General features: G+C 59.0%; 16 protein-coding genes. 3 read left to right on the forward strand and 13 right to left on the reverse strand.

What is annotated here, in order from left to right; translation table 11 throughout:
• Positions 1 to 20: 20 nt before the first annotated feature.
• The 5 genes from ABQX22_RS01800 to ABQX22_RS01820 form a co-directional block, all read right to left on the reverse strand.
• On the reverse strand, positions 21 to 4643 hold the full coding sequence (locus tag ABQX22_RS01800) for an ATP-binding protein (protein ID WP_349795891.1): 4623 nt from the start codon (positions 4641 to 4643) through the stop codon (positions 21 to 23).
• A gap of 147 nt (positions 4644 to 4790) precedes the next feature.
• Positions 4791 to 6368: a glutamine-hydrolyzing GMP synthase gene (guaA, locus tag ABQX22_RS01805; protein WP_349795893.1), complete on the reverse strand. Its 1578-nt coding sequence runs from the start codon at positions 6366 to 6368 to the stop codon at positions 4791 to 4793.
• Positions 6369 to 6472: 104 nt separating this feature from the next.
• Positions 6473 to 7942 (reverse strand): IMP dehydrogenase, encoded by a 1470-nt coding sequence (guaB, locus tag ABQX22_RS01810; protein WP_349795895.1) that lies wholly within the window; start codon positions 7940 to 7942, stop codon positions 6473 to 6475.
• Between the two features lie 138 nt (positions 7943 to 8080).
• Positions 8081 to 8629 (reverse strand): hypothetical protein, encoded by a 549-nt coding sequence (locus ABQX22_RS01815; RefSeq protein WP_349795897.1) that lies wholly within the window; start codon positions 8627 to 8629, stop codon positions 8081 to 8083.
• 73 nt (positions 8630 to 8702) lie between these two features.
• The gene (locus ABQX22_RS01820) at positions 8703 to 9476 is read right to left on the reverse strand and encodes a sulfite exporter TauE/SafE family protein (RefSeq protein WP_349795898.1); all 774 of its coding nucleotides are present in this window, start codon (positions 9474 to 9476) and stop codon (positions 8703 to 8705) included.
• 244 nt (positions 9477 to 9720) lie between these two features.
• On the opposite strand from ABQX22_RS01820, the gene xseA reads away from it, so the two are divergent.
• From xseA to leuA, 3 genes are all read left to right on the forward strand, one after another.
• Entirely contained in the window at positions 9721 to 11100 is a 1380-nt protein-coding gene (gene xseA / locus ABQX22_RS01825) for an exodeoxyribonuclease VII large subunit (protein WP_349795900.1), read from the forward strand.
• A 64-nt stretch (positions 11101 to 11164) separates the two neighbouring features.
• Entirely contained in the window at positions 11165 to 11971 is an 807-nt protein-coding gene (locus ABQX22_RS01830; protein ID WP_349796430.1) for a peptidoglycan DD-metalloendopeptidase family protein, read from the forward strand.
• 416 nt (positions 11972 to 12387) lie between these two features.
• Positions 12388 to 14067 (forward strand): 2-isopropylmalate synthase, encoded by a 1680-nt coding sequence (leuA, locus tag ABQX22_RS01835; protein WP_441005227.1) that lies wholly within the window; start codon positions 12388 to 12390, stop codon positions 14065 to 14067.
• Positions 14068 to 14134: 67 nt separating this feature from the next.
• On the opposite strand, the gene ABQX22_RS01840 is transcribed toward leuA, so the two are convergent.
• The 8 genes from ABQX22_RS01840 to hisS form a co-directional block, all read right to left on the reverse strand.
• Positions 14135 to 14521, reverse strand: coding sequence for a hypothetical protein (locus tag ABQX22_RS01840; RefSeq protein WP_349795902.1), 387 nt, complete (start codon positions 14519 to 14521; stop codon positions 14135 to 14137).
• Positions 14522 to 14649: 128 nt separating this feature from the next.
• Positions 14650 to 15081 (reverse strand): hypothetical protein, encoded by a 432-nt coding sequence (locus tag ABQX22_RS01845; protein ID WP_349795904.1) that lies wholly within the window; start codon positions 15079 to 15081, stop codon positions 14650 to 14652.
• 59 nt (positions 15082 to 15140) lie between these two features.
• Complete coding sequence (locus tag ABQX22_RS01850; protein ID WP_349795906.1) at positions 15141 to 15932, reverse strand: amidohydrolase; 792 nt, start codon at positions 15930 to 15932, stop codon at positions 15141 to 15143.
• A complete protein-coding gene (locus tag ABQX22_RS01855) occupies positions 15920 to 17068 on the reverse strand; it encodes a pyridoxal phosphate-dependent aminotransferase (RefSeq protein ID WP_349795908.1) in 1149 nt (382 codons plus the stop codon). The genes ABQX22_RS01850 and ABQX22_RS01855 overlap by 13 nt, the downstream gene beginning before the upstream one ends.
• 117 nt (positions 17069 to 17185) lie before the next feature.
• A complete protein-coding gene (der, locus tag ABQX22_RS01860; protein ID WP_349795910.1) occupies positions 17186 to 18652 on the reverse strand; it encodes a ribosome biogenesis GTPase Der in 1467 nt (488 codons plus the stop codon).
• Positions 18653 to 18803: 151 nt separating this feature from the next.
• Positions 18804 to 19946, reverse strand: coding sequence for an outer membrane protein assembly factor BamB (gene bamB, locus ABQX22_RS01865; protein ID WP_349795912.1), 1143 nt, complete (start codon positions 19944 to 19946; stop codon positions 18804 to 18806).
• A gap of 1 nt (position 19947) precedes the next feature.
• Positions 19948 to 20589: a tetratricopeptide repeat protein gene (locus ABQX22_RS01870; protein ID WP_349795913.1), complete on the reverse strand. Its 642-nt coding sequence runs from the start codon at positions 20587 to 20589 to the stop codon at positions 19948 to 19950.
• Between the two features lie 39 nt (positions 20590 to 20628).
• A complete protein-coding gene (gene hisS / locus ABQX22_RS01875) occupies positions 20629 to 21918 on the reverse strand; it encodes a histidine--tRNA ligase (RefSeq protein ID WP_349795915.1) in 1290 nt (429 codons plus the stop codon).
• Positions 21919 to 21943 lie beyond the last annotated feature (25 nt).

A 21943-nucleotide genomic window follows, 5' to 3' on the forward strand; every position in this document is an offset into this window, starting at 1 on the left:
GAGCGGATACGGCTTGGGCCTTAACGGCGCAGCGCAAATGCTGCTGCGTCCTCTGCACCGTGAACCTCAGCGTCAAGCAGGCGCTCGTAGATCGTCATCGCACGAGTTTTGATCTCGATTGGTGAACGCTGAAGTGCAATCACAAGTCCTATAAATTCGCCGTCGTACAACCCTCCAACGGTCCTATCTGGCGATGTACGTGCAAGCTCAGTTGCAGCCTCTGCGATTTCAAGCACAAGCATTTCAAAGCCTGGATAAAGCAACAGGTGCTGAAGCGAGCGTACAAACACCAGCCCCATCGATTCTCTGAGCAAATCAATATTTACTGCAACAGAAGCCAGCAGGGCTCGCGTCATCTCATCGGGAGGTAATCGCTCGCCACGATCTACAGCTGTAGATAGAGCATGAGCCTCGAACCCGCTGACAATGCTGGCGACATAAATGAGGTAGGCATGCGAGCGGCTTCGAATATCGAGATCAAGTTCACCCCACCCCGCTGCAGCCGCAAATAACACGCCAGACCTGGCAGAAATATCATTCCCGGCCATCACCGCTTCGACGATCTCGCCCATCCCACAAGAAGCAGCGCTATCGACAATCACGCTAGCAGCAGAGAACTCACCACCAATCTGCCTAAGCTTATGATCCCTATGACTGAGCCAGAAGTTGACAATCTCCTGCTGTAGGCTCGTATGCATGCGAACGCGCAGGCGCCACAACGACTGGACTACAGCTGCATCTTCAAACGCCGCTGGAAACCTCCGCCAAATCGCCTCAATCAGTTCGCCCACTCTTGCCGCGTCCGCCCACCAAAGTTCATGCGACCTGAACATTAGGATCGCACTCCAAACCTCGGGATCTTCAGGATGAGTAACGTGTAGCTCCAACTCCGCGAGCCAACCATCACAATCCACGCCTTCACGATGGAGATATCCCGCCGCGATCGCTGACAACAGCGTGAAATTGCGCTGAGGGACAAAATGCATCCCGTCGCCCCGGCCGAATAGCATGGCCTCAGGGCGTTGATCTGGTTTCTCATTCCGCTCACGATTGGATTTGTTTAACTCGGCATGACGTATTGTTTCTGCGGCCAGCACATTGGGGTCACGCTGCAGCCAGCCCTTGAGCAACTCGATGTCACGACCCTCAAGACCTTTCAGGCGTTTAGCAAGTACCTCCATGGCGCTGGCAACATCGTGGCGAAAGCTAGCCGACGAAAAGCCACGGGATTGGGCATCCCAAATCAAAGTTTTTTGTATCTGAGCGTCAACTGCCTCAACCGCCGACAACTCCCTAATTGCAGCGCCCGTAACCTGCTCGTGCAGACCCGGCTGTAAACGCGAAATTATACGAAGAACACGATCTGGAAACGACTTCGCAAGCGCGGCAAAAGCCCGAGACAACTCAGTAACACCGCCCTTCAGCCTGTGTCTCGGGTGCTCATGACGGCCAGTATGGTCATTTACTGCGACGAACATTTTGATAATCGCATCATCACTGGCTTTCGCCATCTGATCGTGGCTCATGGGTGATCCAACAACCTGCGCCACCCTCCGACCGCCATGCTTTGCGTTTAGCGTGGGCTGTTCGACCTGCCACTCCTTAACTTGCCTACGACGACGGGGCGTCAGCACGCACATAGGTAGTTTGGCAAGTAAACGCAACCTCCGCTCATCAGACCAACGGAGCAATTGCCTTCTATGGGCAGGATCTCGCTCTTCCTGTAATTCTTCCCCCCAAGGCTCCCAAGTCTCGATGTAATCGCGAATCCGCTCAATATCAGCGAGAGAGAGGTAGGGAATGATCTGGGCAATCAGTGTGCTTGACGACCAACCGCAGATCACGTGGCCGACACTTCTTTCATCGTCGAACGTGTTGCTACCTAGATGAAGACGCCGCTGATCGGCAAGGAGAAAAGCGAGCGCATACTCAGCAAATACAGCCGAGTTCGCCGCCAGGGTATCGGCCACTAGTGACTGGACCTCGTCAATTTCTACAGCAACGATAGTAGCAAGCAAGGTGCGCACACCTAGCGGGTCAGAAACTGCTGCCTCTTCGAGCACACTCCGCAGAAGCTGCGTCAAATACCCCTCGCCAGAATCATATTCCCAATCGTATGGAACAGATATCGATTGCGGATACCGATGCCCGGGCCGCCCATCACCAACCTCTCGCGATGCAACCCCGACAAACCAAGGCAGGAGCCGCTCGGCACAATAGAGCGGTGCGGCTGCGGCAATCTTTTCAATACCATAAACCTTGATGCCATTGTGCCGATCCGCAGGCTGCAACTCAGCCCAAAATGAGATGAGATCCAAGGCAACACGGGTATTACCGTTCTCATGCAAAGTCTTGGCGTAACGGGATATTGCCCAATCTGCCAACGTCGTTCGATTAAAGATTGTACGGACATGGGCGATTGCACGGTCGGTCGCAATACCAGAACGCTCGAAGAGACTAAACACGTCTCCGTCATGTGAAGCATCCGACCAATAGCGGTCGACCAGATCCATGACTTGGCTCGAGTCTTCAGCAACTTCTTGAACGAGCAGCATGGTCGCATTCCAGCGATGCTTTTCGTCCTGTAGAAGAAAAGGAAGAAGCGGCAGCACCCCTGACCTCCAGCACGGCCATCTTATCGCAACCTGCCTGAATGCCCGATTCGCAAGTGCATGATCGTTACGCGCCATCCAATCGATCCAAGCAATATCACTTGCGCTCGGATCATCAGCACTCGCCAAATAATCAGCCACAAGATGGCGCAAATGTCTGCGTGTCTTGGGGTTTGGTAGCAAAAAGCGAATAGACACCTCATAGGAAGCCATATCAACCCTTCGCATGTGCTCAAGGCCGCGCAAGATTGTTCCCCGCGCAAATAACCCTTCTTGGCGACTCCATGCGTAATCAGCCAACCCTTGTGCGGTTCGGAGTGTCTTAGCTTGGAAATCATCGAGCCATGACTGATGACTGAATCCAATGCTAGCGTCTTCACGGATGACGATGCCAATCGACTCGGCCCAACGCAGCATCTCGCTGTAGTCCGGGTCATAGTAAGCGGCCGGCCGCCAGAGGCTCTCATACTGCGTCATGTCAGCTGCGAGCTGGCGCAAGAACGCCAGACACGAAGCGCGCGCGGTCCCTACAGGTAGTTTTTTGTCGAGCCATCGATCAAGTAAGTTTGCTGCTGTCAAATCCGCAGGATTCAAACCAGATTTGGCAAGATCGACGTATATACCGAGAGCAAAAGGTGTACGCAGCGTCTCTTTGAGACTATCCGGCACGACCGTGGAGTCGATACCGAGCTCACCGAGCAGTGTGGATATCCGCTCGAACGGAGGCAGAGTAAGTAGCAACTCATTTGCATCAAGCAACCTAAATCGAGCGTCGAACTTCGCCTCAAATGGTCGCGAAGAAACTATGACATGAATGGGAAGTTTATCGCCCTCTTGACTCTCTGCCTCCTGTAGCCGAGACGCAAGGCGAAGTAAGACCTGCATGCGCTGTGAACTCTGGTCCATCACTTCACTGACAGCGTCAAGCTGATCAATGATCAGCACAACCGGAGCTTCAACCGCCAGTGAGAGAAGCTCCTGTTCGATATCACCTGACATGCCAAGATCGCGAGCGAGTTCGGTGAAATTCACGATATTAGGGCTAAGCATGTCGGCCTTTATCGCTAACACAATCTGGCCGCGAGCTTTGAGGGCACAATACAGCTCAGCGAGAAGTGCTGACTTCCCAGTCCCTGCTCCTCCGACGACCAGCGTGGAGCCTGCAGGATGCCGATTGATCCGCTGGATCAGATCGCCGAACTCTGGTCGCTCTATATGCTGCCCCCAAATCAGTTGAGGCCAGTCGGCCAGACCGCGCGACCCGCGCGTAATGTCTTCCTCAACATCAGCTTTGGTGAATGTTTGTGTGCTCTTTGAGACCAAGCCAACTGCAGCGAACCGAGCCTCAATCATGGCCTCGGCATCCTCAACAGCCACGACAAGTTGAACTTTGAAAAACCGCTGACGGACAGCAGGAATGCCCTCCAGTAACGCGTCGAGGTCGACTGGTCTAAGAAGCTCATATTTCAGGTTCTTCAGGACCGTCCTTATGCTTGGCATGACAGCCTCGATCTTCAGCGTCGAGAATGCTTCATACTTTTTAATGACGTCGGTAGCCAGACCTAAAAGCTCTGCTTCATTGGCAGTTAGCCAAGTCTGTGGCGCATCGAAAAAATCGGTTGTGGTGCTGGCAGGATCCGAAGCAAGGGCAAGAATAAATCGGAAACCGGCCGGGTCCGGCATAAGCGCCGGCTCAAGCACGACATTTAGAAGGAACTTGATTACCTCACGGAGCGTGTCCGGCCGGGTGAAACCAGCCTTAACCTTTTTGCACTGAATAAGCCCAACTGGCAGTTCATCCTTCGTGAGCCAAACATCCCGCCCTTGATCAGCTCCTGTGACCATCAAGCGAGCATTGCTGTACCACGACGACTCAGATGCACGCCCTCGATAGATGCTGTACAGGAGAAGTTCAAAATCAGCGTCCGTTAACGCAAGATAATTTCCTCTATCTGGTCCCACACGCCCTTCGTCTACTGCCCTGACGTGAGCGTAGGCAACGTTAATTTCATCATCTGTGAGGACTTTCATACTGATCTTCCTTATTTGACGATATCCAGCCACCGACAAAGAGCTGCTGCCAACACAATGCGGCACTTTCTATAGTGAGACTAAGCGACACTAGTGAAGGTATAAAAAAACCGGCCTAAGCCGGTTCTATCATGCAGCCATGTGGGCTCACTCCCACTCAATCGTCGCCGGCGGCTTGCTCGACACGTCGTAAGTCACGCGGGAGATGCCTTCGATTTCATTGATGATGCGGCCGCTGACGGTTTCCAGCAGTTCGTAGGGCAGGTGCGCCCAGCGTGCGGTCATGAAGTCGATGGTTTCCACGGCGCGCAGTGCAACGACCCATGCGTAACGACGGCCGTCGCCGACAACACCGACGGATTTCACGGGTTGGAACACCACGAATGCCTGGCTGACCTTGTGGTACCAGTCGGCCTTGCGCAGTTCTTCGATGAAGATGTGGTCGGCACGACGCAGCAGGTCGGCATATTCCTTCTTCACTTCACCCAGGATACGAACGCCCAGGCCTGGGCCGGGGAATGGGTGGCGGTAGACCATGTCGTAAGGCAAGCCGAGTTCGAGGCCCAGGCGGCGGACTTCGTCCTTGAACAGTTCGCGCAGGGGCTCGACCAGCTTCAGGTTCATTTCTTCCGGCAAGCCACCCACGTTGTGGTGCGACTTGATCACGTGGGCCTTGCCGCTCTTGGCACCGGCCGACTCGATCACGTCCGGGTAAATCGTGCCCTGGGCCAGGAACTTGATGTTGTCCAGCTTGCAGGACTCGGCGTCGAACACGTCGATAAACGTGCGGCCGATGATTTTGCGTTTCTTCTCTGGATCGCTTTCGCCGGCCAGGTTGTTGAGGAACTGGTCCTGAGCGTTGGCACGAATCACTTTGACGCCCATGTTCTCGGCGAACATGGCCATCACCTGCTCGCCTTCATGCAGGCGCAGCAAGCCGTTATCTACGAACACGCAGGTCAGTTGATCGCCAATGGCTTTGTGCAGCAGCGCTGCGACCACAGAGGAGTCGACGCCGCCCGACAGGCCCAACAGCACGTTGTCGGTGCCCACTTGAGCGCGGACGTGAGCGATGGCGTCTTCGGCAATCTTCGACGGCGTCCACAGCGCTTCACAGCCGCAGATGTCGAGGATAAAGCGCGAGAGGATGCGACCGCCCTGCTTGGTGTGGGTGACTTCCGGGTGGAATTGCACGCCGTAGTAACCGCGGGTGTCATCGGCCATGCCAGCGATCGGGCAGCTTGGCGTGCTGGCCAGCAGATGGAAGCCTTCCGGAATTTGCGTGACTTTGTCGCCGTGGCTCATCCACACGTCGAGGCCGAACACGCCGTCTGCATCGACGTGGTCTTCGATGCCGTCGAGTATGCGACTCTTGCCGACCACGTCGACACGGGCATAGCCGAACTCACGCATCTCGGAGCCTTCAACTCTGCCGCCCAACTGCTCGGCCATGGTCTGCATGCCGTAGCAGATGCCGAAGACCGGTACGCCGAGGTCGAAGACTGCTTGTGGCGCACGTGGGCTGTCGGCTTCGTGTACGGACTCCGGACCGCCAGCGAGAATGATCCCGCGCGGCGCGAATTCGCGAATCGCTTCATCGTCCATGTCGAACGGATGCAGTTCGCAATACACGCCGATTTCACGCACGCGGCGGGCGATCAGTTGGGTGTACTGGGAACCGAAGTCGAGGATAAGGATACGGTGGGCGTGGATGTCGAGGGCCATGAGTCATTCTCGATGAGCTGAATTCAGAAACGACACGGGGCTGTACTGAACAGCCCCGCTACACAATGTGGAAATGCACCCGGTCGGACCGAATGCATTCCGGATCAACCTACGCGATAGTTCGGCGCTTCCTTGGTGATCTGCACGTCGTGGACGTGAGATTCGGCCATGCCGGCACCGGTGATGCGCACGAACTCTGGCTTGGTACGCATCTCGTCGATGTGCGCGCTGCCGGTGTAGCCCATGGAAGAACGCAGACCGCCCATCAACTGGTGGACGATGGCAGCCAGCGAGCCCTTGTAGGCCACACGGCCTTCGATACCTTCCGGCACCAGCTTCTCAGCGCCATCGGACGAGTCCTGGAAGTAGCGGTCCGAGGAACCTTGCGTCTGGGACATCGCACCCAGCGAACCCATGCCGCGATACGCCTTGTAGGAACGGCCCTGGAACAGCTCAATCTCGCCCGGTGCTTCTTCAGTACCGGCGAACATCGAACCCATCATCACGCAGTTCGCGCCTGCAACGATGGCCTTGGACAGGTCACCGGAAAAGCGGATGCCGCCGTCAGCGATCAGCGTGACGTCAGTGCCCTTGAGCGCCTCGGCCACGTTGGCGATTGCGCTGATTTGCGGGACGCCGACGCCGGCAACGATACGCGTGGTGCAGATGGAGCCAGGACCAATACCGACCTTGACGCCGTCGGCACCGGCTTCGACCAGTGCGATGGCCGCTGCAGCGGTGGCGATGTTGCCGCCAATCACCTGAACCTCAGGGAAGTTCTGCTTGACCCAGCGAACCCGGTCGATCACGCCTTTGGAGTGACCGTGCGCGGTGTCGACCACCACGACGTCAACGCCGGCAGCAACCAGCGCAGTCACGCGTTCGCCGGTGTCCTTGCCGGTGCCGACCGCAGCGCCAACACGCAGACGACCCTGGTCATCCTTACTGGCGAGTGGGTAGGCTTTGGATTTCTCGATGTCCTTGACGGTCATCATGCCCTTGAGCGCGAACTTGTCGTCGACAATCAGGACTTTCTCGAGACGGTGCTTGTGCAGCAGGTCGCGGACTTCGTACTTGTCGGCGCCTTCGCGAACAGTGACCAGACGTTCTTTAGGCGTCATCACTTCACGAACGGTGGCTTCCAGGCGGGTTTCGAAGCGCACATCGCGCGAGGTCACGATGCCGACGAGCTCGCCGTCATGCAGGACCGGTACACCGGAGATGTTGTGTTGGCGGGTCAGTTCGAACAGGTCGCGGACGGTAGCGTCGGCCTCGATGGTGATCGGGTCCTTGACTACGCCGGCTTCGAACTTCTTGACCTTGCGGACTTCGGCAGCTTGCTGCTCGATGGTCATGTTCTTGTGAATGATCCCGATGCCGCCTTCCTGAGCCATGGCAATGGCCAGACGGGCTTCCGTCACGGTGTCCATGGCGGCAGAAACGAGGGGGATATTCAGTTCGATGCCACGGGTCAAGCGGGTTTTCAGACTGACTTCGTTAGGAAGCACCTCGGAATAACCGGGCACTAGGAGAATGTCGTCGAATGTAAGAGCTTCTTGGCTGATACGCAGCATCGCGGGGGCTCCCGAGCGGGAAATTGGAAGCGCGCCATTATACTCAGAGAGGTACCCGTTCTCAATGTAAAGATCAGTCTATTTAATCACCGGAGTGATCGACGCGGTCTATCACTGCCCCGCCCTGCCCGGCCTTGATCAAAGACGCACTTTAACGAAGGACACCGGGCGGTCCAGACGCTCGGCGAAATCGTCGAGAAAACTCCGCTTGAAACCCGCCTCCAGCCAGTCATTGAAAATGAAACCCAGGTTGGAAAAAGCGCAGGGTTGCAGGAACAGAAAGCCGTTGATGTCGTCCTCATGCCGGCATTCGGGGCACATGAAGTTGTCGGTATGACCCGGCATCCACTCCTCCAGACTGTCGAACAGTGCTTCGCCGATCTCACGCCGACATTCAGGACAGCCCGCTTCTTCGACAAAACCCTGCTGCGGGGTATAGATGCAGCGCTTCAACACGATTTCCAGCCCGTTGACCGGCTTGCCGAAGGGCAGTGCATCGGGGTTCTCGACAAAGCGCCGCGCGCCTGGCGCCACGGCGTAGGCCATCTTGTTGTAACTGCGCCCGCAGGTGGTCAGTGCTTCTTCGACCACGTCCAGCTTGACCAGCCAGCGCAGGATGGCGCGGGCTTTCGCTTCGCGTGCGGGGAAGCTGGATATCTGCGGAACGATGATGCTTTGGGTGTTCATGGCCTGCCTGTCGCTGACGATCATCTGGAGGTGGGCAGCTTAATGCCGTCGCGGCTGAGGTCAAGGTTACCCATCAGCCCGCCAGATAACGGCCAATCAGCGTGACTCCGCTGACCAGCACCAGCCAGGTCACCAGCCGCACAAACATCTCGCGCGAAAGCCTGCTGACCAGATGCCGGCCAATCCAGGAGCCGATGATCATCGCTGGCAGAATGCATACCGCCAGCAACAGCAGGGATATCTGGGCGTAGACGCCTGTGATCACGAACAGGCTCAGGCGCACGATGGTGCTGCAACTGATCAGTGCATTTTGTGTGGCGCGGGCCTGGTTCTTGTCGGTCAGCCGGCCATTCAGGTAGATGGCATACAGGAAGCCGCCGCTGCCGAACAAGGCGCCGAACAGCCCCCCGACAGACCCCATGGGCACCGCCCAACCGGCGGACAGTTGGGTAGGACGTATCTTGATCGCCAGGCTGTAGACCGAGTAGGCAATCAGGAAAATGCCCATGAGCAACAGCAGTAGATCGGATTTGAGGTTGAGCAGAAAGAGCACGCCAAGGGTGCAGCCAACCGCCATGCAGGGCACCATCCGCATCAGCTCGGACTTGACCACCTGTTGCCGGGAGGGAAGGAAATGGCTGAAGGCAGCAAGGAAGTCGAGCATCACCAGCAACGGAATGATCCGCGACAAAGGCATGAAATGAATCAGCACCGGGCCGGCCACCAACGCTGTGCCGAACCCTGCGATGGCGAACACCAGATAAGCAGCAATCACTCCCAATTCAATGACCAGCCAATCCATCGGGGTAAACCCCAGCTGACTGAATTCGCCCAACAACCCGGCCATGGTCACAGCGCCTCCCTTCCGAACTGATTGACTGAAAATGATCGGCGCAGACTGTAACCAGTCCTTGGGGGCGTGTGCCATACATATATAGGAAGCGATCTTCACAAGATTCTGTTGGAGCGAGGCTTGCCCGCGAAGAGGTTGTGTCAGGTATTGGTTTGATCACAGGTGAAACCCATTCGCGGGCAAGCCTCGCTCCAACAATGATCGTCAGCCACACCCCATTACCTTTATCATGCCCGCCATGATCAAAGACCCCTTCGCAAGACTCGGCCTCGACCGGGAAGTCCTCACCGTCAGCCAGCTCAACGGCCGCGCGCGCGTGCTGCTGGAGGATGTGTTTTCCAACATCTGGGTCGAGGGCGAGATTTCCAACCTGTCACGCCCCGCCTCCGGCCACGTGTATTTCACGCTCAAGGACACCGGTGCGCAGGTGCGATGCGCACTGTTCCGGCAGAACGCCGCGCGGGTGCGCCAGGCACTGAAGGACGGTCTGGCGGTCAAGGTGCGGGGCAAGGTCTCGCTGTTCGAGGGGCGCGGCGATTATCAGCTGATCCTCGACACGGTTGAGCCCGCGGGCGACGGCGCGCTACGCCTGGCCTTCGATGCACTGAAGGAGAAGCTCAGCGCCGAGGGCCTGTTCAGCGCTGAACGTAAAGTCTCGCTGCCGCTGCACCCACGGCGCATCGGCATCATCAGCTCGCCGACCGGCGCGGTGATTCGCGACATCATCAGCGTGTTTCGTCGTCGCGCACCCCAGGTCGAACTGACCCTGATCCCCACTGCCGTGCAGGGCCGCGAGGCCATCGGGCAGATCGTGCGAGCCCTGAAACTGGCGGATGGACGCGGCTTCGACGCGCTGATTCTGGCGCGGGGCGGCGGCTCGCTGGAAGACCTGTGGTGTTTTAACGAAGAGGCCGTGGCGCGCGCGATTGACGCCTGCGTGACGCCGATTGTCAGTGCTGTCGGTCACGAGACCGATGTCTCGATCAGCGACTTTGTGGCGGACGTTCGCGCCCCTACCCCTTCCGCTGCCGCCGAACTGCTTGCACCGGACTCCAGCGACCTGCATCGCCGGGTCGACAGCCTGCAGCGGCGATTGATCAGCCGCATGCAAGACCGCCTGATGCGCGAGAAGCTGCGGCTGGACGGTATCTCCCGCCGTTTGCGTCATCCTGGCGAGCGTCTGCGCCAGCGGGCCCAGCGCCTGGACGATCTGGACATGCGCATGCGCCGCGCCTTCGAGCAGCAGATGCACAAACGCCAGGTGCGCATGAGCCACCTGGAAAGCCGGCTGGCGGCGCAACATCCGGGGCGGACCCTGGCGTTCCTGCGCCAACGCCTGGATCTGCTCGCCCAGCGTTTGCCGAAAGCCATCCGGGACAACCTCAAGACCCGTCAGCTGCAGCTACAGAATCAGGTGCAGACGCTGAACGTCGTCAGCCCGCTGGCCACGCTCGGTCGCGGTTACAGCATTCTGCTGGACGACAAGGGCCATGCGATCCGCAATGCCGAACAGACCAAGCCGGGCCAGCGTCTCACCGCGAAACTGGGCGAAGGCGAACTGCTGGTACGCGTTGAAGATAACCACCTGACGCCTGTCACCCTTTCTCTACTGGATTGATCTATTGATGCTGGGCTTACTCGCTCGACCCTTTCTGGCTGCCACACTGGCGTGTTGTCTCGCAATGCCGGCGTTTGCCGCCGCGCCTTCGGATAGCTTCATCACCCGCGCGCTCAACAAGCCGGTGCCAGGAGGCGTCGCAGTCGTGGACCTGGGCACTGGCACTCAAGCGCCGAAGGCCACGTATCAGGGCAAACCGGTGATGGTGGTCAAGGAACAAGGCAGCCGCTGGCTGGCGATCGTGGGCGTACCGCTGACCGCCAAACCGGGCAATGAGCAATTGGTGGCCAGCGACGCCAGCGGCAATCGCAACGTACCCTTCGTCGTCGGCAGCAAGAAATACCCGGAACAGCGCATCACCCTGAAGAACAAGCGTCAGGTCAATCCTGACCCCGAGGACTTGAAGCGCATCGAAGGCGAACTGGCGGTGCAGGTCCAGGCGTATCGCAGTTTCAGCCCCGGCACGCCCAGCAACCTAATCCTGGACAAGCCGGTGAACGGCCCGCTGTCGAGCAAGTTCGGCGTGCGGCGGTTCTTCAATGGCGAAGAGCGTAACCCCCACGCGGGGCTGGATTTCGCAGTGCCGGCCGGCATGCCGATCAAGGCGCCGGCGGCAGGCAAGGTCATCCTGATCGGCAACTACTTCTTCAACGGCAACACCGTTTTCGTCGATCACGGGCAGGGCTTCATCAGCATGTTCTGCCACATGTCGAAGATCGATGTGAAGGTCGGTGACGCTGTGCCGCGCGGGGGCGTGGTGGGGCGCGTCGGCTCGACCGGTCGCGCTACCGGCCCGCACATGCACTGGAACGTCAGCCTCAATGATGCGCGGGTGGACCCGGCGATTTTCATCGGTGCGTTCCAGCCATAGTGCATCACGTGTGTAGGAGCGCGCTTGCCCGCGATAGCAGTCCCTCAGACCAGCGCGATGTCGACTGATGCGACGCCATCGCGGGCAAGCGCGCTCCTACAGGCCAGCATTGCGCAAGGCAAACCGGCCCAGCAATTAAATCTCGCCATCCGCGAAATATGCGCTTATAAATCTTGATTCAAGCGTTTTACCGAAGACCCGTACCAATTTTTCTCCGCCGCTTGCCAGCTTTCACCCCAATTGGTTACGGTTGCCGGTATGAAAGCCTCTCACACCCTCATATTGTTGCGTCAGCATCGCTGCCTTAACCTCGTCAGTGCACGACTGCCGGGCTGAATAGCGGTAACCGACCCTTGTCTTACGTCGCAACGGCTGGCCGCCTTTCTTCGGCCCTCAGTATCTAAAGGACTGCTCACATGACCATGCTCAAAGACCCCTCGACCAAGTACCGCGCGTTTCCCGTGATTGATCTGGCCGACCGCACATGGCCTTCCAAGACCATCACCGAGGTGCCGATCTGGTGCAGTTCCGATCTGCGCGACGGCAACCAGTCGTTGATCGAGCCCATGGATGCCGTCAAAAAGCTGCGCTTCTGGAAAACCCTGGTCCAGGTGGGCGTGAAGGAAATCGAAGCGTCGTTCCCCGCTGCCTCGCAAACCGACTTCGATTTCGTGCGCACCCTGATCGAAGACGGGCACATCCCGGACGACACCACGATTCAGGTGCTGACCCAAGGCCGTGAAGACCTGATCGCTCGCACCTTTGAATCGCTGCGCGGCGCCAAGAAAGCCATCGTGCACCTGTACAACGCCACCTCCCCTTCCTTCCGCCGCATCGTCTTCAATCAGGACAAGGCTGGCGTGAAGGAAATCGCCGTCAGCGCGGCCAAGCTGTTCGTCAAATACGCAGCCCAACAGCCAGAAACCCAATGGCAGTTCGAATACTCCCCCGAAACCTTCAGCGCCACTGAGCTGGAGTTCGCCAAGGAAGTCTGCGATGCGGTCATCGAAGTCTGGAACGCCACGCCGCAGAACAAGGTCATCCTCAATCTGCCTGCCACGGTCGAGGTCGCCACACCGAACATCTACGCCGACCAGATCGAGTGGTTCAGCCGCAACATCACGCGCCGCGACAGCGTGATCATCAGCCTGCATACCCACAACGACCGTGGCACCGGTGTTGCCGCCACAGAACTGGGCCTCATGGCCGGTGCCGACCGCGTCGAAGGCTGCCTGTTCGGTAACGGCGAGCGCACCGGCAACGTCGATCTGGTGACAGTCGCTCTGAACATGTACACCCAGGGCCTGAACCCGCAGCTGGACTTTTCCGACATCGACGGCGTGCGCAAAGTGGTCGAAGAGTGCAACCAGATCCCGGTCCATCCGCGTCATCCGTACGTGGGCGATCTGGTTCACACCGCATTTTCCGGCTCGCACCAAGACGCCATCCGCAAGGGTTTCACCCAGCAGAAGCCCGACGCGATGTGGGAAGTCCCGTACCTGCCGATTGATCCCGCGGACATCGGCCGCAGCTACGAGGCGGTCATCCGCGTCAACAGCCAGTCGGGCAAAGGCGGCATCGCTTATCTGCTGGAACAGGAATATGGCATCTCGCTGCCACGCCGCATGCAGATCGAATTCAGCCAGGTGGTTCAGGGCGAAACCGACCGTCTGGGCCTGGAAATGACAGCGCAGCAGATCTACGCGCTGTTCAAGCAGGAATACCTGCAGGCGAACAAGCCGTACGCCCTCGTCAGCCACCGTCTGCAGGAAGAGAACGGCCACAGCGCTGTTGAGGTGGAGGTGTCTGCCAAAGGCGACGGCGAGACCAACCTGCACTGGCGCGGCAAAGGCAACGGCGCGCTGGAAGCGTTAGTGTCGAGCCTGCCCGTCGGCGTGGAAATCATGGATTACAACGAACATGCCATCGGTGCGGGGACCACGGCCAAGGCCGCTGCCTACATCGAGCTGCGAGTGAATGGCGACCGTGCCGTCCACGGCGTCGGCATTGATGAGAACATCACCACGGCAAGCTTCCGTGCATTGTTCAGTGCATTGAACCGGTCGCTGGTTCAAGCCGAGGCCAAGGCTGCTTAAGCACTTGAAGGAAACGCAAAAGGCCCTGAAGTGAATGCTTCAGGGCCTTTTTCGTTTAATGCGGTTATCAAGCGGTGGTGCTGACGCTGCCTTTCATCAATTCCAGCAATGCGCCCTGCAGCGTCGACACCTGCGCCATGGTGGCGGTGATCTGCTGTTGCATGGCCATGACTTGCTGTGCCTTTTCGGTTTCAGGCAGCTTGCTGTTTTGAGCGGCAGCCAGTTGCTTTTGCTGCTCAAGAAGACGCTTCTGCGCCTCTTTTATCTGGTCCTGCAACTGCTGGATCGCCTGCTGCGAGGGCGACAATCCTTCCGTAGCCCCTGCCTTGCTGGTCACGCCACTGACATTGACAGTGACCGAAGTCGCATCGCTGGTTTTGGAATCGTCCGTTTTAACCCCTGTAGCAAATACGCTGGAATAAAAACCCAGAGAACCCGTGTTGATGGTGGTCATGACCTAACTCCTGTTTTGTTACAGGAGCTATCGGCCAGCGTGTACAGAACTGGAGCCCACCGCCGCGTACCGCCCACGTCGATGAAAGCCCCGTTTTTCAGGACGGGACATGACCGTGCTGCATGAATTCACGCGGTAGTGTTGATGCTGCCGGACTTCTGCAACTGCACCAGAGCGGCTTCTTGCGTCGCCAACGAGGCGCTGCTGCTGGCGATCTGGCCTTCGATGGCCATGACCCGCGCCGCTTTCTGATCGTCGGAGCCTTTGCTGGCCTGGGCTACAGCCAGTTGCTCTTGCTGTTCCTGCAGGCGTTTCTGGGTTTCCTTGATTTGCTCTTCCAGCTTCTCAATGGCCGCTTCGCTCGTGCTGCTGCTCGATGAACCGGCCCCACCGCTGCCGCCCGCCCCACCGGCCTTTTCGGTAGCCCCAGTGGAGTCGCTGGCCGTGGCGGCCGTCGTGGCAGTGGTGTCACTGTCAGTGGTGACAGTGGCGTCTTTCTTCACTGTGACAGCGAAGGCAGTGGCGTGAGTGCTGAGGGAAGAGGCGTTGATCGTGGTCATGACTGAACTCCGGTTTCGATACCACCGCTATCGACCGCCGCCGCCCCAACTCCATAGCGTTACTGTATCTCGAATGTATCAGCGTCGAGACATGCCGGGAATTTGCTCCGATACGCCGCCAGGCTACCGGCTGACAGGGTGACCTGAAACACCCCGTCTGCCGCCCCGACGTTGAGCAAACTTTCGCCCTGAAAATCCAGGACCTGGCTGTCGCCGGTGTAGGCAGAGCCCTTGCCGTCGGTGCCGATACGGTTAACCGCGGCCACGTAGCAGAGATTTTCAATCGCGCGGGCCGGCAACAGTCGGTTCCAGTGCAGCCGTCTCGCGCCCGGCCAGTTGGCGGTGTACAGCAACAGGTCAGTGTTGTGCGCGTCGCGACTCCAGACCGGAAAACGCAGGTCGTAGCAGATCAGCGGACGAATCCGCCAGCCCTTGAGCTCGAACTGCACCTGACGCTCACCTGCGCTGTAGTGCTCGTGCTCCCCCGCCATGCGGAACAGGTGGCGCTTGTCGTAGTGCAGCAACTCGCCGTCGGGGCGCGCCCACAGCAACCGATTGCGATGACTGCCGTCCTCGGCACGGGTGATGACACTGCCGGTGATCACCGCGTTCAGCCGCTTGGCGTGGGCCAGCATCCAGTCACTGGTGACGCCGCGAGCAGGCTCGGCCAGGCGTTCGGACTCCATGGAAAAACCGGTAGTGAACATTTCCGGCAGGATCACCAAGTCGGCGCCCTGCACTTCGCTCAGCAGCTCATCAAAGTGCGCGTGGTTGGCCGGGCAGTCGTGCCAGACCAGGGTGGTTTGCACCAGCGCGATGTCCAGATCGGGCAGCAGGGTCAGATCGCGCATAATTTCTCCGCAGCCTGACGCAGCGTCTCTTCGCGCTTGGGAAAGCACAGACGAATCAGACGCTGCCCTTCAGGCGGCTTTTGGTAAAACACAGAAATCGGAATGCTGGCGACGCCATGCTCGCGGGTCATCCACAGCGACATGTCGACGTCGTTCAGGTCCGGCCGAATGTGTGCGTAATCCACCAGCTGGAAATAAGTGCCCTGGGAGCGACGGAACACAAAGCGTGACGCCTCCAGTTGATCGCAGAAAAAATCCCGCTTGGCTTGATAGAACGCCGGCAGCTCTTCGACGTGTTCGGGGCATTGCGCCATGAAATCCGCAAGCGCCCACTGCAACGGGGTCACGCCACAAAAACCCACGAACTGATGGATTTTGCGCATCTCGGCGGTCAATGCCGGCGGCGCTACGAGGTACCCGGTTTTCCAGCCGGTCACGTGGTAGGTCTTGCCGAACGAGCTGACCACAAAGGCGCGCTGGTACAACTCTTCATGGGCCAGAACGCTGGCGTGTTTCACCCCGTCGAACACCAGGTGCTCATAGACCTCATCGCTGACCAGATAAATGTCGCGATCCCGAATCAACGCAGCCAACTGGTCCAGCTCGTCGCGGGTGATCAATGCACCACTGGGGTTGTGCGGGCTGTTGATGATGATCATGCGGGTACGCGGGGTTAGCGCAGCGCCGAGTTGCTCCCAATCGATGGAGAAATCCCCATCCTTGAGCTGGACGTGAACGCAGCGACCGCCGGCCAGTTCGACCGAGGGCTCGTAACTGTCGTAACTGGGATCAAAGACGATGACTTCGTCGCCCGCCTGAACCACGGTCTGGATCGCGCAAAAGATGCCGTGCGTGGCGCCGGGGGTGATGGTCACCTCGGTGTCGACGTTGACTTGCCGGCCGTAGGACCGGGCAATCTTGGCCGCGACTTGCTCACGCAGTGCGGGCAGGCCGGTCATCGGTGCGTATTGGTTGTGGCCGTCCATGGTGTGTCGGCAGAGCGCCTCGCGCAGCGCCTGCGGGCCATCGAAATCGGGGAATCCCTGGGACAGATTGATCGCGCCGGTTTCGGCTGCAAGCTGGGACATCACGGTGAAAATGGTGGTGCCAACGTTAGGCAATTTGCTGGTGATCATAGGGGTTCCTGCTCCACACCCGGCTCCTGGACGGCTCGGGGTCCCGCAGGATAGCCCAAACAGCGCGCACAAAAAAAGGCGCCATTGGCGCCCTTTTCGAGAAACCCCGTAACTCAATCAGCGCTTGTCCCGGCGCTTCTTGTCGGCTTTCTTGTGGTGCGACATCATCCGACGCTTCTTGTTGACCTGACGGTCCGTGAGCGTGTTCTTGTTGCCTTCGTACGGGTTCTCGCCGCCTTTGAATTCGATGCGGATCGGCGTACCGACCAGCTTGAGTACGCGACGGTAGGTGTTTTCCAGATAACGGACGTAGGACTTGGGTACCTTGTCGACCTGGTTACCGTGGATCACGATCAACGGCGGGTTGGCGCCACCCAAGTGCGCGTAGCGCAGCTTGATGCGACGGCTGCCAACCATGGGCGGCGCGTGCTCGCTGACCGCATCTTCGAGGATCTGCGTCAGGCGGCTGGTCGGCCAGCGGGTGACCGCGGACTTGAACGAGTTCTGCACCGATTGATACAGGTTACCCACGCCGGTGCCGTGCAGCGCCGAGATGAAGTGGATATCGGCGAAGTCGACGAAGAACAACCGGCGTTCCAGCTCGGTCTTCACGTAGTCGCGCTCGCTCGGCACCATGCCATCCCACTTGTTCAGTGCGATGACCAGTGCGCGACCGGCTTCCAGCGCAAAGCCCAGCAGGTTGAGGTCGTGGTCGACAACGCCTTCGCGGGCGTCCATCACGAAGATCACCACGTTGGCGTCTTTGATTGCCTGCAGGGTTTTGACTACCGAGAACTTTTCGACTTCCTCGTGGATCTTGCCGCGCTTGCGCACACCGGCGGTGTCGATCAGCGTGTACTTCTCGTCGTTACGCGTAAACGGGATGTAGATACTGTCCCGCGTAGTGCCCGGCTCGTCATATACGATGACCCGGTCTTCACCCAGCATGCGGTTGACCAGCGTCGATTTGCCGACGTTTGGACGACCGATGATGGCGATCTTGATGCCGTCTTTCTCGCTAGGGCCAGGAATGCGCTTGGCTTCCTCGCCTTCGGCGACGATTTCAGGTTCGCCCTCTTCTTCCTCGTCATCTTTCGGAAACGAGCTCAGCGCAATTTCCAGCATTTGCGTGATGCCACGACCGTGCGCGCCAGCGACCGGAATAGCGTCGCCCATGCCTAGCGGGCTGAACTCGGCGCGGGCCAGTTCAGGGTCGATGTTGTCGACCTTGTTGGCGACCACGTACGAGGTCTTGTTTCGTTTGCGCAAATGCTCGCCGATCATCTGGTCGGCGGCGGTGAAACCTGCCTTCGCATCCACCAGGAACAGCACGACATCGGCTTCTTCGATGGCCAGCAGCGACTGCTCGGCCATCTTTTCGTCCATGCCGTGCTCGTCACCGGAGATACCACCGGTGTCGATCAGGATATAGCTGCGCCCTTGCCACTTGGCCTCACCGTATTGGCGATCACGGGTCAGACCGGACAAGTCGCCGACGATGGCGTCGCGAGTCCTGGTCAGGCGGTTGAACAAGGTGGACTTGCCGACGTTCGGTCGACCCACCAGGGCGATTACGGGAACCATGCGGCTCTCCACTTCGTTATTTCAGAAAATACAAAAGCCGCTGCAAGGCAGCGGCCGGAGTTCGGCGTGGCACTCAATGTGCCACGAGCCTTGCCGGAGCAAGGCTGCTAGCGGGGCACCTCACGGCAAACCCCTCCAGCATAGACAGCCACTACTTGATCGTCAGGGCTTCGAGCTTGCCGCTGTTGCCGAAGACGTAAATGGTGTTGCCCGATACCAGTGGGCGGGCACGCAGGCCATCGCCGTCAATCTTCTCGCGACCGACGAAACGACCGTCGACCTGGCTCAGCAGGTGCAGATAGCCTTCCATGTCGCCGACGGCAACGTAGCTGGAAAACACTTCCGGCGCGCCCAACTGACGGCGGGCCAACGAGTCGTTGCTCCACAGTGCAGTCGACGAGCGCTCATCGATGCCTTCCACGGTGCCGTTGGCCAGGCTCACGTAAACGCTGCCGAAACCTTGAGCGACGCCAGCGTAACTCGACGCATCGCGCTGCCAGAGTATGCGACCGCTTTCCAGTTCCAGACCTGCAACCCGGCCCTGGTAAGTAGCCACGTACAGCGTGCCGCCCGACAACAGCAGACCGCCGTCGATATCGACCACGCGATCCAGCTCGGAACGACCTTGTGGAATCGCGACGCGCTGTTCCCACACTGGAACACCGTTGGTGGTATCGAGTGCGACCACTTTGCCCGTGGACAGACCGGCGACGGCCAGACGGTTGGTGACAATCGGCGCACCGGTGCCACGCAGGGTCAGGACCGCCGGTGTGCTCTCGTAGATCCAGCGCTGGGTACCGGTAGCGGCGTCGAAGCCGATCACACGGTCATCCTGAGTCTGAACCACCACCACGTCACCGTTGGTGGCCGGGGCCGCCAATACTTCACTGGTGACCCGGGCGTGCCATTTTTCTTCGCCGGTCGACTCGTCGAGCACGATCACTTCGCCTTTCAGCGTACCGACCATGACCATGCCGAACCCAACGCCCACGGCGCCGGAGACAGGCTTGTCGAGTTCTTTCTTCCAGACCACGTCGCCGCTGGAGCGATTGACCGACATGACGACACCGGTGGTGTCGGCGGCGAAGATGTATTCGCCGTCGATAGCCGGGATCAGCATGTTGTAGGTTTCGCCCTGGCCGTCACCGACCGAGCGGCTCCATTGCTTTTGCAGGACCACTTCTTCTTTGAAGTCCGTCAGCTCGGCTGGAGGCAATTCCTTCTTGCTGTTGCTGCTGCAACCCGCGGCCAAAATGGCCAGGGCCAGCAATGCTGCATGTTTCCAACGAATCACGTCACGCATCCCCTTTGGCCAGATCGTCGAGCTTCATTTGTAGACCACCTACAGCGGCTTCTTCCGACAGTGCCGCCTTGGCTTTTACGTAGGCAGCATGCGCATCATCGGTACGACCCAGCTGAACCAGCAGATCGCCACGCAATTCTTCACGGCTGGCCAGAAACGCTTTGTCAGCCTCGCCATCGAGCAACTTCAGTGCGTCTTCAGGCTTGTTCTGAGCCGCCAGGACACGGGCCAGACGCTGACGCGCGATTTCGCCGAGTGTCGGGCTGGACGGCTTGTCGGCCACGGCCTTCAATTCTGCCGCTGCATCATCCAGTTTGCCGGTATCAACCGCCACTTTGGCCACGAACAGGCTGCCGTACTGGGCGTAAGGCGTGCCACCAAAGTCACTCTTGAGCTTGCCGGCGATTTCGGCGACACGACCGGCATCCGCTTCACCGCTCGGGGTCAACGCGGTTTCCAGCAACTGCTGATAGAGCGCCGATGCACCTTGGGACTGATTGCTCTGATACTTCTGCCAGGCCTGCCAGCCCAACACCACGATCAGCGCGAGGAGACCGCCAGTTACCAGCGGCTTGCCGTTACGCTGCCACCAATCCTTGACCGCCACCAGCTGTTCATCATCGCTACTCGACACCCCAATACTCCTATTCGCTAAATCCGCTGTTTGTCAGCTTCAACCCTGCACGATGCAGGTGGCCAGGTGCTCGGAAAGAGCATCCCAGGCAATATTTTGTTGTTCGCCCTGACCACGCAGCGGCTTGACGCCCACTTCTCTGCGCGCCAGTTCCTCATCACCCAGAATCAGCGCAAACAGTGCGCCGCTCTTGTCGGCCTTCTTGAACTGGCTCTTGAAGCTGCCAGCCCCGGCATTAACTTGCAGGCGCAGGTCGGGCGCCTGATCGCGCAGGCGCTCGGACAGTGTCAGCGCGGCCAGCTCGGCAGCTTCACCGAAGGCGCACACATAAACGTCCACCGTGCGCAGCACTTCTGCCGGCACCTGATCCAGTGTTTCCAGCAACAGCACCAGACGTTCGATGCCCATGGCGAAACCGACACCGGTGGTGGGCTTGCCGCCCATTTGCTCGACCAGACCGTCATAACGGCCGCCCGCACAGACGGTGCCTTGAGCGCCCAACTGATCGGTTACCCACTCGAAAACGGTCTTGCTGTAGTAATCCAGGCCACGCACCAGCTTCGGGTTGATCACGTAGGGGATGCCGGCGGCGTCCAGTCGGGCCTTCAAGCCCTCGAAGTGGATCCGCGATTCGTCGTCCAGGTAATCCGCCAGCTTCGGCGCATCAACCAGCACCGCCTGGGTTTCAGGGTGCTTGGTGTCCAGCACGCGCAGGGGATTGGTGTTCAGACGGCGCTGGCTGTCTTCATCCAGCTGATCCAGGCGCGCCGACAGGAACTCGACCAGCGCTTCGCGGTACCGGGCACGCGCTTCGCTGGTGCCCAGGCTGTTCAATTCAAGCTTGACCGCATGGCGGATACCCAGCTGTTCCCACAGACGCCAGGTCAGGACGATCAGCTCGGCATCGATGTCAGGGCCGTCGAGGTTGAACACTTCCAGACCGATCTGATGGAACTGACGGTAACGGCCTTTTTGCGGACGCTCGTGGCGGAACATGGGGCCGATGTACCACAGCTTCTGGACCTGGCCACCGCCGATGATCCCGTGCTCAAGGACGGCGCGAACGCAGGCCGCTGTGCCTTCAGGACGCAGGGTGAGGGAGTCGCCGTTGCGGTCTTCGAAGGTGTACATCTCTTTTTCGACGATATCGGTGACTTCGCCGATGGAGCGCTTGAACAGGTCCGTGAACTCGACGATCGGCATGCGGATCTGGCGATAACCGTAGTTATCCAGCAACCGCGAAACAGTGCCCTCGAAGTAGCGCCACAGTGGCGTCTGATCCGGCAGGATGTCGTTCATGCCACGAATGGCTTGCAAAGACTTACTCACAAAAAATCCTTAGAAACGGGGTTGG

This window comes from Xanthomonas sp. WHRI 1810A, from assembly GCF_040202885.1.
Taxonomy (GTDB): Bacteria; Pseudomonadota; Gammaproteobacteria; order Pseudomonadales; family Pseudomonadaceae; genus Aquipseudomonas.

Bases quoted from the DNA above. Each gene is read 5' to 3' on its own strand.
- ABQX22_RS01800 (WP_349795891.1), bottom strand. From the start codon at position 4,643: ATGAAAGTCCTCACAGATGATGAAATTAACGTTGCCTACGCTCACGTC.
- guaA (WP_349795893.1), bottom strand. From the start codon at position 6,368: ATGGCCCTCGACATCCACGCCCACCGTATCCTTATCCTCGACTTCGGT.
- guaB (WP_349795895.1), bottom strand. From the start codon at position 7,942: ATGCTGCGTATCAGCCAAGAAGCTCTTACATTCGACGACATTCTCCTA.
- ABQX22_RS01815 (WP_349795897.1), bottom strand. From the start codon at position 8,629: ATGAACACCCAAAGCATCATCGTTCCGCAGATATCCAGCTTCCCCGCA.
- ABQX22_RS01820 (WP_349795898.1), bottom strand. From the start codon at position 9,476: ATGGCCGGGTTGTTGGGCGAATTCAGTCAGCTGGGGTTTACCCCGATG.
- xseA (WP_349795900.1), top strand. From the start codon at position 9,721: ATGATCAAAGACCCCTTCGCAAGACTCGGCCTCGACCGGGAAGTCCTC.
- ABQX22_RS01830 (WP_349796430.1), top strand. From the start codon at position 11,165: ATGCCGGCGTTTGCCGCCGCGCCTTCGGATAGCTTCATCACCCGCGCG.
- leuA (WP_441005227.1), top strand. From the start codon at position 12,388: ATGACCATGCTCAAAGACCCCTCGACCAAGTACCGCGCGTTTCCCGTG.
- ABQX22_RS01840 (WP_349795902.1), bottom strand. From the start codon at position 14,521: ATGACCACCATCAACACGGGTTCTCTGGGTTTTTATTCCAGCGTATTT.
- ABQX22_RS01845 (WP_349795904.1), bottom strand. From the start codon at position 15,081: ATGACCACGATCAACGCCTCTTCCCTCAGCACTCACGCCACTGCCTTC.
- ABQX22_RS01850 (WP_349795906.1), bottom strand. From the start codon at position 15,932: ATGCGCGATCTGACCCTGCTGCCCGATCTGGACATCGCGCTGGTGCAA.
- ABQX22_RS01855 (WP_349795908.1), bottom strand. From the start codon at position 17,068: ATGATCACCAGCAAATTGCCTAACGTTGGCACCACCATTTTCACCGTG.
- der (WP_349795910.1), bottom strand. From the start codon at position 18,652: ATGGTTCCCGTAATCGCCCTGGTGGGTCGACCGAACGTCGGCAAGTCC.